At 50.1% G+C, this 15,724-nt stretch carries 9 protein-coding genes, 17 tRNA genes and 2 rRNA genes; all 28 read right to left on the bottom strand.

Annotation, left to right across the window (positions count from 1 at the left end):
• Nucleotides 1–95 precede the first annotated feature (95 nt).
• Nucleotides 96–596, bottom strand: a complete 501-nt coding sequence (locus MKY85_RS01590; RefSeq protein WP_342571612.1) for a GNAT family N-acetyltransferase — start codon at nt 594–596, stop codon at nt 96–98.
• Complete coding sequence (locus MKY85_RS01585; protein ID WP_342571611.1) at nt 593–1,126, bottom strand: hypothetical protein; 534 nt, start codon at nt 1,124–1,126, stop codon at nt 593–595. Before MKY85_RS01585 ends, MKY85_RS01590 begins: the two co-directional genes overlap by 4 nt.
• Nucleotides 1,127–1,482: 356 nt before the next feature.
• A complete protein-coding gene (locus MKY85_RS01580; protein ID WP_339239131.1) occupies nt 1,483–2,490 on the bottom strand; it encodes a LacI family DNA-binding transcriptional regulator in 1,008 nt (335 codons plus the stop codon).
• A 214-nt stretch (nt 2,491–2,704) separates the two neighbouring features.
• A complete protein-coding gene (gene iolB / locus MKY85_RS01575; protein ID WP_074093115.1) occupies nt 2,705–3,511 on the bottom strand; it encodes a 5-deoxy-glucuronate isomerase in 807 nt (268 codons plus the stop codon).
• A gap of 112 nt (nt 3,512–3,623) precedes the next feature.
• Complete coding sequence (iolG, locus tag MKY85_RS01570; RefSeq protein ID WP_342571610.1) at nt 3,624–4,676, bottom strand: inositol 2-dehydrogenase; 1,053 nt, start codon at nt 4,674–4,676, stop codon at nt 3,624–3,626.
• A 69-nt stretch (nt 4,677–4,745) separates the two neighbouring features.
• Complete coding sequence (locus tag MKY85_RS01565) at nt 4,746–6,221, bottom strand: CoA-acylating methylmalonate-semialdehyde dehydrogenase (RefSeq protein ID WP_339239128.1); 1,476 nt, start codon at nt 6,219–6,221, stop codon at nt 4,746–4,748.
• A gap of 99 nt (nt 6,222–6,320) precedes the next feature.
• Entirely contained in the window at nt 6,321–7,331 is a 1,011-nt protein-coding gene (gene iolC, locus MKY85_RS01560) for a 5-dehydro-2-deoxygluconokinase (protein ID WP_339258375.1), read from the bottom strand.
• A 196-nt stretch (nt 7,332–7,527) separates the two neighbouring features.
• On the bottom strand, nt 7,528–8,430 hold the full coding sequence (gene iolE, locus MKY85_RS01555) for a myo-inosose-2 dehydratase (protein ID WP_342571609.1): 903 nt from the start codon (nt 8,428–8,430) through the stop codon (nt 7,528–7,530).
• 150 nt (nt 8,431–8,580) lie between these two features.
• Nucleotides 8,581–10,446 carry a 3D-(3,5/4)-trihydroxycyclohexane-1,2-dione acylhydrolase (decyclizing) gene (iolD, locus tag MKY85_RS01550; RefSeq protein WP_342571608.1) on the bottom strand — a complete coding sequence of 622 codons (1,866 nt, stop codon included), beginning with the start codon at nt 10,444–10,446 and terminating at the stop codon, nt 8,581–8,583.
• Between the two features lie 389 nt (nt 10,447–10,835).
• Nucleotides 10,836–10,906: transfer RNA gene (locus MKY85_RS01545), tRNA-Gly, on the bottom strand.
• 11 nt (nt 10,907–10,917) lie between these two features.
• Nucleotides 10,918–10,991: transfer RNA gene (locus MKY85_RS01540), tRNA-Pro, on the bottom strand.
• 7 nt (nt 10,992–10,998) lie between these two features.
• Nucleotides 10,999–11,077: transfer RNA gene (locus MKY85_RS01535), tRNA-Leu, on the bottom strand.
• A 17-nt stretch (nt 11,078–11,094) separates the two neighbouring features.
• Nucleotides 11,095–11,171: transfer RNA gene (locus MKY85_RS01530), tRNA-Arg, on the bottom strand.
• 6 nt (nt 11,172–11,177) lie between these two features.
• A tRNA-Gly gene (locus MKY85_RS01525) sits at nt 11,178–11,252 on the bottom strand.
• 10 nt (nt 11,253–11,262) lie between these two features.
• Nucleotides 11,263–11,343, bottom strand: a tRNA-Leu gene (locus tag MKY85_RS01520).
• A gap of 6 nt (nt 11,344–11,349) precedes the next feature.
• A tRNA-Lys gene (locus tag MKY85_RS01515) sits at nt 11,350–11,425 on the bottom strand.
• Between the two features lie 10 nt (nt 11,426–11,435).
• A tRNA-Tyr gene (locus MKY85_RS01510) sits at nt 11,436–11,521 on the bottom strand.
• A gap of 9 nt (nt 11,522–11,530) precedes the next feature.
• Nucleotides 11,531–11,606 (bottom strand) — tRNA-Thr (locus MKY85_RS01505).
• Nucleotides 11,607–11,626: 20 nt separating this feature from the next.
• A tRNA-Phe gene (locus tag MKY85_RS01500) sits at nt 11,627–11,702 on the bottom strand.
• A 128-nt stretch (nt 11,703–11,830) separates the two neighbouring features.
• Nucleotides 11,831–11,908: transfer RNA gene (locus MKY85_RS01495), tRNA-Asp, on the bottom strand.
• Nucleotides 11,909–11,933: 25 nt separating this feature from the next.
• Nucleotides 11,934–12,007, bottom strand: a tRNA-Met gene (locus MKY85_RS01490).
• Between the two features lie 17 nt (nt 12,008–12,024).
• Nucleotides 12,025–12,100 (bottom strand) — tRNA-Val (locus MKY85_RS01485).
• A 122-nt stretch (nt 12,101–12,222) separates the two neighbouring features.
• A tRNA-Glu gene (locus MKY85_RS01480) sits at nt 12,223–12,294 on the bottom strand.
• A 4-nt stretch (nt 12,295–12,298) separates the two neighbouring features.
• Nucleotides 12,299–12,374 (bottom strand) — tRNA-Asn (locus tag MKY85_RS01475).
• Between the two features lies 1 nt (nt 12,375).
• Nucleotides 12,376–12,451 (bottom strand) — tRNA-Ala (locus tag MKY85_RS01470).
• Nucleotides 12,452–12,485: 34 nt separating this feature from the next.
• Nucleotides 12,486–12,559: transfer RNA gene (locus tag MKY85_RS01465), tRNA-Ile, on the bottom strand.
• Nucleotides 12,560–12,597: 38 nt separating this feature from the next.
• Nucleotides 12,598–12,714: ribosomal RNA gene (gene rrf, locus MKY85_RS01460) — 5S ribosomal RNA — on the bottom strand.
• Nucleotides 12,715–12,788: 74 nt separating this feature from the next.
• A 23S ribosomal RNA gene (locus tag MKY85_RS01455) occupies nt 12,789–15,713 on the bottom strand.
• Nucleotides 15,714–15,724 lie beyond the last annotated feature (11 nt).

Genomic DNA, 15,724 nt, shown 5'->3' with positions numbered 1-15,724 from the left:
AAAAAAAGGGCGTTTCCCATGAGGAAGCGCCTTTATTATGCAGGAATACTTTGCTTACCCTTGTTTTCTTACTTTATAGAACGATCGCTTATCCTTTAAGATTTCGAAGTACTCACTCGTACCATCGTTACCGATGTACCACAGAGGCCTTTCTCCACAAACCCTAACCGCCTATACAAGCGAATCGCTTGGTTATCGGGATCAACACTGAGGGAGATTGCTTCAATTCCCCTCCGTTCCACCTCATCTAATGCGCTCTGAAGCAGTAAGGTACCTACTCCTTTTCCACGTGCATCTTGTGTTACAGCCATCCCCATCTCTGGCGTAGCTGCATTCACATAACCGTATCCCGCATTCTGATCCGTATAGAATCGTAATGTTATTGAACCTAATCTTCGGTTATGTTGGTCAACTGCAATATATCCGAAGTCTCCTTCCCTTCCCCATTCTTCAACGTATTTGGACAGTTCAGGTGTATGAACACTTTCGATTGGGAGAGGTTCATCATTTTCTCGTGTATGCAGGGATGCGTATAACATCTCCCACAGAAAAGGGATATCTTCTTCCTCAATCGGACGGACATGATAGTTGGTCACGGTCTTGTTTGCTCCTCCTTCAGTTTTTCAAATAGGCGTTCCATCTCATTCAGGCTAAACTCATTAGTAATCTCGTATTCTTTCAGATTATCTCTTGTTTTCGCCTCGCTGTAGATTGAGAGGGAATGTTCATTATAGAAGGTCAGTCCGAATCGATCCGTAAAGCGACCTTCTTTGTTAATGGTAACTCGCCACTCGTAGTAATGCGGATTCCTTTCGGAAACGTGCAATTCCCGAACCTTTTTAAGTTCAACATCCTTTAACAACTTCAGCATACCCCTAATCTCGTTGGGATCTGTGATCGTCACTTCATCCTCATCATTATTCGGATCTGCACTTGAAACTTTTCTAATGGTCAGTCGATCCAAGCGATCCAGCATGCTCATATGATCTGTCACCTCAGCTCGAAACGTCGTATGTTTACTGGGGATGTACATCGCATATTGACCAGAGGTATACATACGCGCCGCAATAGCTGCAACAACAATAATTGCAGCGACACCCATAATTATCTTAATTCTTTTAATCATAACTCTCCCTCCACACACCACAAAACATATATAAAATGGTAATTAATGATACTTTCCAGTATATCATCATACTTCTTCTCTTCCATAGTTATTCTTATTTACTGCTGCTATGCAATCGATAATGTTTTGTTATACTATGTTATTCTCTCAATACCACTAGTAGCTAAAATAATAATTTAAAATGTACGTCAATAAGCCGCGTTCACCCATAGGGCGAGCGCGGCTTATCTGTTATTTTGTTACCGTACATGTTCAGAATGTGAGGTCAAACGATATCCGGATCTCCACACAGGGATATGACGCATATCAACTTGGACTGACGCCTTGTTAGGTTACATCGAAACAACCTAATTTTATCAGCGCAATACGCGGCCTGCCGAGTCTCTGATAACCAGCTCAGGCTTCAGCACAATCTTCTGCGGTTCTTTACGCTCATCCTTTAACTCTTCTATCAACAGGTCTACAGCGCGATGCCCCAGTTCTTCAATTGGTTGGGCTACAGTCGTAAGCGGTGGACTGGTTACCGAGGCTAGAATGGTGTTATCAAACCCGATAATCGACACATCCTCTGGCACACGTAGCCCCAGCTCTTTGGCTGCCTGAAGAGCACCGATGGCCTGAATGTCATTACAACAGAACAAACCTGTTGGGTGATCGTCCTCACGGAGCAGCAGTAGCGCCTCTTTTTTGGCCGAACTCAAGTCAGCTGCGGATTCTCGGATCTGAGTCGGTTCCAACGTATAACCTGCCTTAATCAATGCTTCACGGAATCCGCGTACACGTTCCTGACTGCTGCTGACTTTGGACGGTTCCGACAATACCGCTACACGGGTGTGCCCAAGTTCAAGCAGATGCTCCGCTGCGAGTGCCCCGCCGAGTATGTCGTCAATGGTGACCGTATGTACGGACAGGGATGGCATATGACGGGCAATCAGAGCAACAGGTATCGATTGTTGCAGGAGGGGAGATAAAATTTCGGCATTATCGATCCCGGTTCCGATCATCATGCCATCGACCCTTTTTTGCTGGAGCAGGTTCAGGTAACGCTCTACCCGCTCGTCCTTATTATCCGTACTGCAGATGACCACGCTGTAGCCCAATTGACGGCTACGATCCTCCACCGCTCTGGCGAGTTCTGCAAAATACGGATTTGAGATGTCCGGTACGAGCAGCCCCAATGTATACGTCTGCTTGCCTGTAAGTGCAGCTGCGATTGCGCTGGGTTGATAGTGAAGGCGTTCCATGATCTCCATAATCTCCGCGCGCCGTTTCTCGCTGATCTTGCCTTTGCCATTAATGACCTGCGAGACGGTTGCAATGGATACCCCCGCCTCGCGTGCTATATCGTATATGGTTGCTTTCATTGTTTTTTCCCCATTTTTGCTATATATAAATTGCGTTATACATGAGTCAATTTCATGATACCTTTAGCTGCTTCAATCAAGGCTAAGTTACAGAAATCCATTTTTAGTGAGTTATGAAATTGATTCGCATACATCATTGTTCTCTTCTCATTATGCAGGGGGAAGTCTGCATACGCAACCTGAAGTGAGCACAATCTGCGTAGCATGAACTGTTTTACTTTTTCATCAACCACTCATGGTCAGGGTCGTTATGGAATTTCCAAGTCCGAGTTGGGCCAGCCATAACGTTCAGATAGTAGACCTCATACCCCGGAGGGGCACCTACCGGATGATATCCGTCTGGAACAAGCACCACTTCGCCATTCTTCACTGCCAACGTCTCATCTACAGAGCGATCATCCGTGTATATGCGCTGAATGGCAAACCCCTGCTCAGGCTGTACACGGAAATAATACGTCTCTTCCAGCAAAGATTCATCCGGAAGTGCGTCCCGATCATGCTTATGTGGCGGATAACTAGACCAATGCCCATCTGGTGTGAACACCTCAACAACGAGCAGACTGTCCGCTTCCTTTTGTTCCGGCAAAATGTTATGAATCTGGCGTTCCAGATTGCCATACCCTCTCGCCTCTACCCCTACATCTTCAGGTGCAATAAGACGAGCCGGGTACGTGCCTTTACCGGGTGCAACACATATAGCGATTTCCAGTTCGGTACGTGCTGTGATCTGCACTTGATCGGAAGTTGAGACGTAGACTGAATACGGCGGAATTTTCTCGAAAACACTCATTCTTTTTCCGATATTATCCCATGTATGCTCGCGGGTACTTACATTGGCGAAACCACTGAGAAGCACCACACAGAGTTCCTGATCACCGCTCTCACGGGTTAGCGTCTCCCCTTCTGCCAACTTCGCTACCTGAAATCCAACATATTCCCACCCGGCCGACTCCGGTGTTACGTTGATAAGTGTACCGTCTCCCTCCGGGTTGACCACGGGTTTCACAATACGTTCTGACATCTTGCTATCCACTCCTTTCTGTAGTCATCCACAACAATCTGAACCTTATAAAAAAACAAAACTTGGACTTATTCATGCGCTCTATCCAGAAAAAGTGACTTTAATCATCCACTTATGGCGTTGCCGTTTGCGATTCCAGGGACAACCCAGGGACTTCACTCAGCTTCACAGGTCTTCCCCGCTCCATGGACATTTTTGCTGCCAGCGCAATTCGCTCTGCCTGTACTGCATCGTGGCCATCTACGATAACGGGTGTATCGTGGATGATCGCATCGATAAAGAGAGCTGTCTCCTGCACATACGCTTCATTGTAACGTTCCAGGAAAAAGTGTAACGGTTTGTCGCGCATTAGCCCGGCCGCTGTACTGATCTCAGCCGTATTCGGATGGTCATTCGCCGCTGCGGCGCTGCCCATTGAACCAAATACTTCTACACGCTGGTCATACCCGTATACAGCCTGACGGCTGTTATCAATAACACCAATCGCCCCGTTGGCAAACGTCATCGTTACAATTGCCGTATCCACATCGCCATGTTCTGCAAAGACCGGATTGATCAACACATTGCCCTGAGCGTAGACTTCTTCCACTTCACTTCCTGACAGATAACGGGCCATATCAAAATCGTGGATCATCATGTCCATGAAGATCCCGCCAGACACCCGGATATACTCCGCAGGTGGTGGAGACGGGTCGCGAGACGTAATTTTGATAATATGCGGATCACCAATCGTACCATCCTGCACATGAGTACGTACCCGTCTGAAGTTGTGATCGAAACGGCGGTTAAACCCGATTTGCAGCTTCACGCCCGCCTTCTGAACCGCTGCTACAGCCGCTTGGGTCTGTGCCAGATTCATACTGACTGGCTTCTCGCAAAAGATATGTTTGCCTGCCTTGGCGGCCTGTTCGATCAGCGGCACATGTGTATCTGTTGAAGAACAGATCAGCACCGCGTCTACATTAGGCATCGAGATCAACTGACTGCTATCCGTTGTTACAACAGGGATGCCACGTGTGGAGGCCCATGCCTCCAATTCAGGACCTGCAAACAAGTCACTGATTCCCACAATCTCGGCATGCGGGTTACGCAGGAGATTGTCTGCATGAATTTTGCCGATCCGTCCAGCACCGATGATGCCAATTCTCACTTTGTCCTTGCCCATTCCGTTATCCTCCCTATGTGCGTCCATATGGGCTGAGCGTTCCCCTTAGCCCGAGTTATGCTCTGGTTGTTACCAGCGCGCCGTTACCATCTTCTTGCGAGTGTAGAATTCAACACCATCCGTACCATTGGCATGCAGATCACCATAGAAGGACTTTTTCCAACCGGAAAACGGGAAAAATGCCATTGGTGCAGGTACGCCTAGGTTAATACCCAACATGCCCGCATCAATTGTCTCACGGAATTGACGCATACTTGCCCCGCTGCGGGTGAACAGACACGCACCATTAGCAAAATCGGAACGGTTTGCCAGCTCAACGGCTTCCTCCAGGGTAGATACTCTTGCCACCGAAAGCACTGGAGCAAAGATCTCATCCTGCCAGATTTTCATATTACTCTCCACTTGGTCGAATACCGTTGGCCCTACAAAATAACCCGAACCATCTGTCGCCTGATCCTTACGTCCATCCCGAATTAATGCCGCACCTTCCTGCTCTCCGGATTCAATGTAACCGAGTGTACGCTCTTTATGTGGTCCACGGATAACAGGACCGAGGAACACGCCCTCATCCATACCATTACCAATGGTAATACGATCTGCTGCTTCCACCAGTTTTTGTACCAGTTCATCAGCCACATCACCCACAGCCACAACAACTGAACATGCCATACAGCGTTCCCCTGCTGAGCCAAAGGCTGCACTCGTAATTTCTTTTACCGTTAGATCCAGATCGGCGTCCGGCATAACGATGGAGTGGTTTTTGGCACCCGCGAGTGCCTGTACCCGTTTGCCATGCTTGGATGCAGTGGTATAGACGTATTCAGCTACAGGTTGTGATCCGACAAAGGAGATCGCTTGAACATCCTTATGTTCCAGCAGACCGTTCACGACATCATGTGCACCGTGTACAATGTTGAGCACGCCATCCGGAAGCCCTGCTTCCTTGAACAGCTCTGCCAGGCGGCCTGCAAGGAGCGGTGTACGCTCGGACGGTTTCAGGACAAAGGTGTTACCGCATGCAATAGCCAGCGGGAACATCCAGCACGGCACCATCATCGGGAAGTTGAACGGGGTAATTCCCCCAATAACTCCGATTGGGTAACGATACATGCCTGACTCCAGTCCTGTCGCGATATCAGGCAGTTGTTTACCCATCATCAGATTCGGGGCACCTGCCGCGAACTCGACACACTCAATGCCACGCAGTACCTCACCATACGCTTCGGCGTAGCTTTTGCCGTTCTCCAGCGTTACCAGGCGGGCGAGCTCTTCCCAGTGTTCGACCAGCAACTGCTGGTATCGGAACAGAATACGTGCACGGCGTGGAACCGGTGTGCCGCTCCATGACTTGAACGCTTCCCGTGCCGTCTGTACAGCCAGATCTACGTCCGCTTGTTCAGACAGTGGCACATGTGCAATGACCTCTTCTGTAGCCGGATTCACAACCGGCTCGGTACGGGTTGCCGCTGGGGTCACCCAGGCACCCCCAATCCAGTTTTGTACCATTGTCGCTGTTGTAGACGCTTCAGAAATCCCTTTTCCCATAGCCCTGTCTCCCTTCGCTTATGTGTGATCCCTTATGTTCAACTGATATTAGTGATGTTGATCTGTATGAGCGTGTTATTCAAAGTATTGCAATCTGCTTCAGAGCGCGGTAATCTCGCCCCGATTGCAACGTTCGATGTAATCATTCACCTGTTCTACCGTTGGCATCGCATCCGAACAGCTATGGCTCGAAATAACGATACTTGCTGCGCCGCTGCCGTACGCCATACTGCGCTCAATCGTCCAGCCCTGCATCAACCCATACAGGAACCCGGCTGCGTAGGAGTCGCCTGCCCCGAACGTTTTGACTACTTTTGCCGGATAGCTGTCCGCACGGTGGGAAAGCCCTTCACGCGTATAAGCAATGGACCCCTCCTTACCGTGTTTAATGACAACGATCTTCGCTGAGAAATCAAACCATTTCTGTGCAGTCACCTGATCACTATGATCCGGATTATGGTCAAATGTCTCCATCATGTCGAACTCTTCGCGTGTGCCCAGGATGATATCGCATTTCTCGGCTGCAAGGTTATAATAGACCGCTGTCTCTTCGTCCGATGTCCAGGTGTATGGGCGATAGTCCAGATCAAACACAATAACGGTTCCATGTTTTTTCGCATACGTTAGTGCCTGTAATACGGCTTCACGGGATGGGCTCTGCGCGAGGGCCGTGCCTGAGATTAGCAGCACTTTAGAGTCAGCAATTAACTGTTCCTGCACCTCTTGCGCCCGTAATAACAGATCCGCTACATTGTCCCGGTACATTAAAATACTGCAATCGGTTGGGCTTTTGATCTCGGTAAAAGCAAGCCCTGTCACCGCTCCGGTGTCATCTGTGACCACGTTTGATGTGTCAATGCCGTTCTTTTCCAGATAGCTATGGATGAATCGACCCATCTGGTCATTCGCGATCTTACCGATAAAAGCCGTCTCCATACCCAGTCTAGACATGCCTATCGTAATATTGGCCGGCGATCCGCCAACATACTTCGTGAACGTCATCGTCTCTTCCATCGGGCGATTGATCTCATTGGCGTTCAAGTCGATGCACAAACGGCCAATCGCGGTGAAATCCTTCTTCCTGGATACCGGAAAGGATACGTAAGTCATTGCATGTGAGCCCCTTTCTGTGGTGGGATATTACTTGTTGCATATGGATATCTAGACTCGTTACTCATTCCATTGGTGAGGACTCGTAAACGTCTAGAATAGGTCAGGTTTATTTTCCAATTGTAACGTTATACTCTTGCTGCCTTTTTCCTTTTCACTTCATGAGTATGGTCCTCTCCCCATCGCTACTTCTGTATTAGCTGTGTTGGTATAAGGACTCCATATAGCTCAAAGATCGCTTGGCGTACTCATACGGGTTATGAATTGCAGGGTCCTGCTCTCCTTCAAGCATCGCCCAACCATCGTACCCTCGTGTGATCAGTTCGTGCAGAATTGGTGCAAAATCAATGCATCCATCCCCTGGTACGGTGAACACGCCTCTGCGAATACAACCGACAAAGTCAGACTGCTCCGCGCGTGCTTCATCCAGCACATGAGGGCGGATATCTTTCAGATGGATATAGGCAATCCGATCATAATGTTTGCGCAGCAGCTCCAGCGGATTGGCCCCGCCATAGTAGGCATGACCTGTATCATAGAGTAGATATACGAGAGAAGGGTCCGTCAACTCCATCAGTCGATCAATCTCATCCGGTTGTTCGACCACTGTGCCTCCATGATGATGGTACGTAAGCTTCAACCCGTGTTCATGGGCGATAGCTCCTGCCTCGTTCAACCCTTCAGCAAGGATATGCCATTCCGATTCGCTGAGTCTAAGCACTTCTTTTTCATGCGGAGTTCGTCTTGGATCAAAATGAAGTGACCCACCTACCTCTGCCGTACTGATCACCTTACTGCCCATAGATTGAAGAAATTCCGCATGTCTGCGATAACTGTCCAGCTCTGACTGACGATATGCCGGGTCGGAGAACAGTACGGATTTCCACTGAGAGACCAGCTTGATATTCCTTTTGCTCAATTCCTCACGCAGTATAGCGGGATCAGTTGGATATTTACGTCCCATCTCTGTACCTGTCAGCCCAAGGCGCTGAATGTCATCCAGAATCTGCGCACACGTTGTCGTATCACCATGCTCTTTCACATCTTCACCGACCCAATTGATCGGATGTATCCCAAGCTGGAATGGCAGCTTGCTCATTGCTCCACGTCTCCTTTGTCGTTCAGCATGTATGGTTCACTTGGAATGCAGTGCTCTTAGTTTCAATATATAGATAAATACGTCCACCGATTTATACCGTGAGGAGTACAAATAATGCTTTATTTTAGAAAAATGCTCTATTAAATCCGATTAAATAAGTCTTGCTTTGGCTCGGTTGGCTTGCATAGTATGATGAGCATGAACTACCTTTTCTTCGGCAGATACTTCTGGCACTCCTACATTCCACCAAGACTCGTATCCACTTGCATTGGTTCCAGGCACGACCGGAATCTCAATCAACGTACTCACCGTTTCGTTCTTCGCATCTCGAAGTGCCTGTTCCAGCTGTTCTGCTGTCTCCGCTCTATAGGATTTGGCTCCCATGCTTCGGGCATGTGCAGCAAAGTCTATTGGCATGTAATCCCCCGTTAGTCGTCCACTCTCGGATTCCCTATAACGGAACTCATTGCCGAAACCATCACTACCATGTTCCCGCTGCAAATTATGAATACACTGGAAACCATTGTTGTTGAATAATAGAACGGTCATCTTCTTCTGTTCCTGCAAGCTGGTCACAAACTCTGAATGCAACATCAGATAACTGCCATCACCGACCATGGCGTACACTTCACGATCTGGCTCGGCAAGTGCTGCTCCGAACGCACCACTCACCTCGTACCCCATGCAGGAGAATCCATACTCCATGTGATACGTCTTTGGTTCAGCCGCACGCCACAGACGATGAAGGTCTCCTGGTAGACTGCCTGCCGCACACACAATAACGGAAGATGGATCAATGGTCCGATTAACTATGCCAACTGCCGTGGTCTGTGCCAGCCCTGCTTCATGCTGTGCTCCATACAGCCGATCTACTTCTGCATTCCACTCAGTACGGAGATCAGCGATTTCGGATGCGCCATATGCACTACGGTATTGTCTTTCCTGCAATTCCTTCTGTAAAGCATGCAATCCTTCGCGTGCATCTGCCAGAATGGCTTCTCCGCCTAACTTGGCGGCGTCCATACCGTTCAGGTTGATGTTGATGAATGAAGCTTCCGGATGCTGAAAAGCAGAGCGGGACGCCGTCGTAAAATCGGAGAAACGAGTTCCGACGCCGATCACCACATCCGCTTCTCTCGCCAGCCTGTTAGCTGCCAGAGAGCCGGTAACCCCGATGGCCCCCACATTCAGTGGGTGGTCCCAAGAGACTGCGCTCTTGCCCGCCTGCGTCTCGGCGATCGGAATGCCAAATGCCTCGGCGAACTCCACGAGTTGAACGGACGCCTCAGAGTACAACACACCGCCGCCTGCAACGAGAAGCGGCTTTCTGCCACGGGCAATCTGCTCCGTTGCCCGTTCAATGGCTGCTTGTACCGGGGGGCGACGGTCCAGATAATGCACTTTGCGTGCAAAGAATGATTCCGGGTAATCGTACGCTTCTGCCTGTACGTCCTGCGGCAGTGCGAGTGTTACCGCTCCTGTCTCTGCTGGATCAGTTAGTACACGCATGGCCTGTGTAGCAGCAATCATTAACTGTTCGGGACGAACAATACGATCCCAATACTTGCTTACGGCTTTGAATGGATCAGTGGCTGAGATCGTGTAATCACTGCTCACTTCCAACTGCTGAAGTACCGGGTCCGGTTCCCGCGTAGCAAAGTTATCTCCAGGCAGCAATAAAACCGGAATCCGGTTCACCGTTGCGGTAGCTGCCGCTGTAATCATATTTAAAGCACCAGGTCCAATGGATGTTGTACATGCATAGATCTGTCTACGGTTCTTCTGCTTGGCATAGGCTACTGCCGTATGCACCATACCTTGTTCGTTCTTGCCTTGCATATACCTCAGGCTTCCCGGACTGCGCTCCAGCGCTTCTCCAATGCCTGTTACGTTGCCATGTCCAAAAATACCGATGATTCCCTTCACAAACTTGGTTTCCACCCCGTCAACCGAGATATATTGCTGATCCAGATATCGAAGCAGTGCCTGAGCCATCGTTAATCTAATTGTATTCATGAATTTGATCGCCTTCCTTTCCTTTACGGGTTAAGCGCTTAATCTAAGTTAAGTTTAAGCGCCTTACCCCTAAAGGTTAAGCGCTTAATTGATATGGTATTACAGGTTAATGATTTACGCAAGCTATTTTTGTAAGCGTTTTTATAAATGTGATACAGAAAAAATATTCAAGTGTTCGAAGATGCACTAAACCTCTTCATTGGAACACTTCAAGAATTACTAAGAACAAGTCTAAAAAAGTGGGGAATGTATTATGAGGTTGAATACATGCTCGTACATGCTAGTTGGCCATATCATCTGTAATCTTGGCATACAATCATGATCCATATGCCTATAAATGCAAAAAAAGAAAGAAATGGTGTTGACCATCTCTTTCTTTTCAATATGTAAGCGGGTGATGGGAATCGAACCCACGCTATTAGCTTGGAAGGCTAAAGTTCTACCATTGAACTACACCCGCAAATAAAAAAATCGGGATGACACGATTTGAACATGCGACCCCCTGGTCCCAAACCAGGTGCTCTACCAAGCTGAGCTACATCCCGTTATCTATACCGGCGAGAGGACTCGAACCTCCACGGTTTCCCACTCGATTTTGAGTCGAGCGCGTCTGCCATTCCGCCACGCCGGCAAAATATGAAGTTATAATGGCGCGCCCTGAGAGATTCGAACTCCCGGCCTTTTGATTCGTAGTCAAACGCTCTATCCAGCTGAGCTAAGGGCGCAAATATTGGAGCGGAAGACGGGAATCGAACCCGCGACCCTCGCCTTGGCAAGGCGATGCTCTACCGCTGAGCCACTTCCGCAAATAAAGAATGCGCGTGGAGGGACTTGAACCCCCACGTCAAAGACGCTAGATCCTAAGTCTAGTGCGTCTGCCAATTCCGCCACACGCGCATATAATGGTGAGTCATGAAGGGCTCGAACCTTCGACACCCTGATTAAAAGTCAGGTGCTCTACCAACTGAGCTAATGACTCATAGAAAAACTGGTGGAGGATGATGGATTCGAACCACCGAACCCGTACGGGAGCAGATTTACAGTCTGATGCGTTTGGCCACTTCGCTAATCCTCCAGGATTACATGGTGCCGGCGAGAGGACTTGAACCCCCAACCTACTGATTACAAGTCAGTTGCTCTACCAGTTGAGCTACACCGGCGTATTACATGGTGTGAAAAATGGTGGCTCGGGACGGAATCGAACCGCCGACACGAGGATTTTCAGTCCTCTGCTCTACCGACTGAGCTACCGAGCCTTATAAAATTAAAATGGCGGAACCGACGGGATACTCTCACTTCGTTCGAGACTGCGAAGCTTATGCTCTCGAAGTGAATGCTCCGACGAACCCAAAAACGGATTCTCATCCCTGAAGAATATATAAAATGGCGGAACCGACGGGATTCGAACCCGCGATCTCCTGCGTGACAGGCAGGCATGTTAGGCCAACTACACCACGGTTCCATAATACTTTCTCAAGGAAAGTGAATTGCGGGGGCAGGATTTGAACCTGCGGCCTTCGGGTTATGAGCCCGACGAGCTACCGGGCTGCTCCACCCCGCGTCGTTAAAAAGATAATATGGTGGAGGCTGAGGGGATCGAACCCCCGACCCTCTGCTTGTAAGGCAGATGCTCTCCCAGCTGAGCTAAGCCTCCATAATATGACCCGTAGGGGATACTCTCACTTCGTTCGAGACTGCGAAGCAGCTGCTCACGAGGCATATCCTCCGACGAACCTTTGGGATTCTCATCCCTTGTTAAAGCAATAGGTATTGCTATGACCCGTAGGGGATTCGAACCCCTGTTACCTCCGTGAAAGGGAGGTGTCTTAACCCCTTGACCAACGGGCCTTAATGGCTCCCCGAACAGGACTCGAACCTGTGACAACTCGATTAACAGTCGAGTGCTCTACCAACTGAGCTATCAGGGAATGGTGGAGCCAAGCGGGATCGAACCGCTGACCTCCTGCTTGCAAGGCAGGCGCTCTCCCAGCTGAGCTATGGCCCCATACTCTGTTGTATTTCTTGTTGTGGTCTTGCTATGGGCCCTGGTGGACTCGAACCACCGGCCTCACCCTTATCAGAGGTGCGCTCTAACCAACTGAGCTAAGGGCCCTTATCAATTTTCGAAAAAAAATACCCCAGTGGGGTTTCGCTTGGCGGCGTCCTACTCTCCCAGGACCCTGCGGTCCAAGTACCATCGGCGCTAGAGGGCTTAACGGTCGTGTTCGGGATGGGTACGTGTGGAACCCCTCCGCCATCGCCACCAAACGCATAGCTTACATTTCAGAGATCGTTCTCTGAAAACTAGATTCGAAACGAAACATGCGAATTACAACTTGCTATTGGATAAGCCCTCGACCGATTAGTACTGGTCAGCTCCATGCATTGCTGCACTTCCACCCCCAGCCTATCTACCTCGTCGTCTTCAAGGGGTCTTACATACTGGGAAATCTCATCTTGAGGGGGGCTTCACGCTTAGATGCTTTCAGCGTTTATCCCGTCCGTACATAGCTACCCAGCGGTGCTCCTGGCGGAACAACTGGTACACCAGCGGTACGTCCATCCCGGTCCTCTCGTACTAAGGACAGCTCCTCTCAAATTTCCTACGCCCACGACAGATAGGGACCGAACTGTCTCACGACGTTCTGAACCCAGCTCGCGTACCGCTTTAATGGGCGAACAGCCCAACCCTTGGGACCTACTTCAGCCCCAGGATGCGATGAGCCGACATCGAGGTGCCAAACCTCCCCGTCGATGTGGACTCTTGGGGGAGATAAGCCTGTTATCCCCAGGGTAGCTTTTATCCGTTGAGCGATGGCCCTTCCATGCGGTACCACCGGATCACTAAGCCCGACTTTCGTCCCTGCTCGACTTGTAGGTCTCGCAGTCAAGCTCCCTTATGCCTTTGCACTCTTCGAATGATTTCCAACCATTCTGAGGGAACCTTTGGGCGCCTCCGTTACTCTTTAGGAGGCGACCGCCCCAGTCAAACTGCCCACCTGACACTGTCCCCGCACCGGATTACGGTACCAGGTTAGAACCTAGATACGATCAGGGTGGTATCCCAACGTTGCCTCCACGCAAGCTGGCGCTCACGTTTCAAAGGCTCCCACCTATCCTGTACAGATCGTACCCAAATTCAATATCAAGCTGCAGTAAAGCTCCATGGGGTCTTTCCGTCTTGTCGCGGGTAACCTGCATCTTCACAGGTATTAAAATTTCACCGGATCTCTCGTTGAGACAGCGCCCAAGTCGTTACGCCATTCGTGCGGGTCAGAATTTACCTGACAAGGAATTTCGCTACCTTAGGACCGTTATAGTTACGGCCGCCGTTTACTGGGGCTTCGGTTCACAGCTTCGGATTGCTCCTAACCACTCCCCTTAACCTTCCAGCACCGGGCAGGCGTCAGCCCGTATACTTCGCCTTACGGCTTCGCACAGACCTGTGTTTTTGCTAAACAGTCGCTTGGGCCTTTTCACTGCGGCCCCCTCGTGCTATTCACACTACCGGGGCACCCCTTCTCCCGAAGTTACGGGGTCATTTTGCCGAGTTCCTTAACGAGAGTTCTTCCGCGCGCCTTAGAATACTCTTCTCGCCTACCTGTGTCGGTTTGCGGTACGGGCACCTTCACCTGGCTAGAGGCTTTTCTTGGCAGTGTGAGATCATGACCTTCGCTACTACAATTTTCGCTCCCCATCACAGCTCAGCCTTACGATGTGCGGATTTGCCTACACATCAGCCTTACTGCTTAGACGGACATCCATCAGTCCGCGTCACTACCCTACTGCGTCCCCCCATTGCTCATAACGGCTTACGGTGGTACAGGAATTTCGACCTGTTGTCCTTCGACTACGCCTTTCGGCCTCGCCTTAGGTCCCGACTTACCCTGAGCGGACGAGCCTTCCTCAGGAACCCTTAGGCTTTCGGCGGATCAGATTCTCACTGATCTTTTCGTTACTCATACCGGCATTCTCACTTGTATAATGTCCAGCGCTCCTTACGGTACACCTTCAACCCTTATACAACGCTCCCCTACCCCTGATGCAAGCATCAAGCCATAGCTTCGGTGGTGTGTTTAGCCCCGTTACATTTTCGGCGCAGAGTCACTCGACCAGTGAGCTATTACGCACTCTTTCAATGGTGGCTGCTTCTAAGCCAACATCCTGGTTGTCTGTGCAACTCCACATCCTTTCCCACTTAACACACACTTGGGGACCTTAGCTGATGGTCTGGGCTGTTTCCCTTTTGACAATGGATCTTAGCACTCACTGTCTGACTCCCGGAAGTAAGTCTATGGCATTCGGAGTTTGACTGAGCTTGGTAACCCTTGCGGGCCCCGCACCCAATCAGTGCTCTACCTCCACGACTCTGTTTTCCGAGGCTAGCCCTAAAGCTATTTCGGGGAGAACCAGCTATCTCCGAGTTCGATTGGAATTTCTCCGCTACCCCCACCTCATCCCCGCACTTTTCAACGTGCGTGGGTTCGGGCCTCCAGTGCGTGTTACCGCACCTTCACCCTGGACAGGGGTAGATCACCCGGTTTCGGGTCTACGTCCACGTACTATGTCGCCCTATTCAGACTCGCTTTCGCTGCGGCTCCGGCTCTTCACCTTAACCTTGCACGGGAACGTAACTCGCCGGTTCATTCTACAAAAGGCACGCCATCACCCCTAAAACGGGCTCTGACTTTTTGTAAGCACACGGTTTCAGGTTCTATTTCACTCCCCTTCCGGGGTGCTTTTCACCTTTCCCTCACGGTACTGCTTCACTATCGGTCGCTAGGAAGTATTTAGCCTTGGCAGATGGTCCTGCCGGATTCATACGGGGTTTCACGTGCCCCGCACTACTCGGGATCCGTCTCGGAGGGAACAGACTTTCAATTACAGGGCTTTTACCTTCTTTGGCGGGCCTTTCCAGACCTCTTCGCTTAACCGGTTCCTTTGTAACTCCATGTGAGACGTCCCACAACCCCAAAGAGCAAGCTCTCTGGTTTGGGCTTCTCCGCGTTCGCTCGCCGCTACTGACGGAATCACTATTGTTTTCTCTTCCTCAGGGTACTTAGATGTTTCAGTTCCCCTGGTATGCCTCTACACAACCTATGTATTCAGTTATGAGTAACTGGAAATTACCCCAGCTGGGTTTCCCCATTCGGACACCCCCGGATCAAAGCTTGCTTACAGCTCCCCGAGGCAGTTTCGTTGTTCGCCACGTCCTTCATCGGCTCCTAGCGCCTAGGCATCCTCCGTGTGCTCTTAGTAGCTTAACCATATCGCTCGT

The sequence above is a fragment of the Paenibacillus sp. FSL R5-0749 genome, assembly GCF_038595085.1.
Classification (GTDB): domain Bacteria; phylum Bacillota; class Bacilli; order Paenibacillales; family Paenibacillaceae; genus Paenibacillus.
The sequence above is the reverse complement of the archived record's forward strand: the minus strand, read 5'-3'. Positions and strand labels throughout refer to the sequence as shown.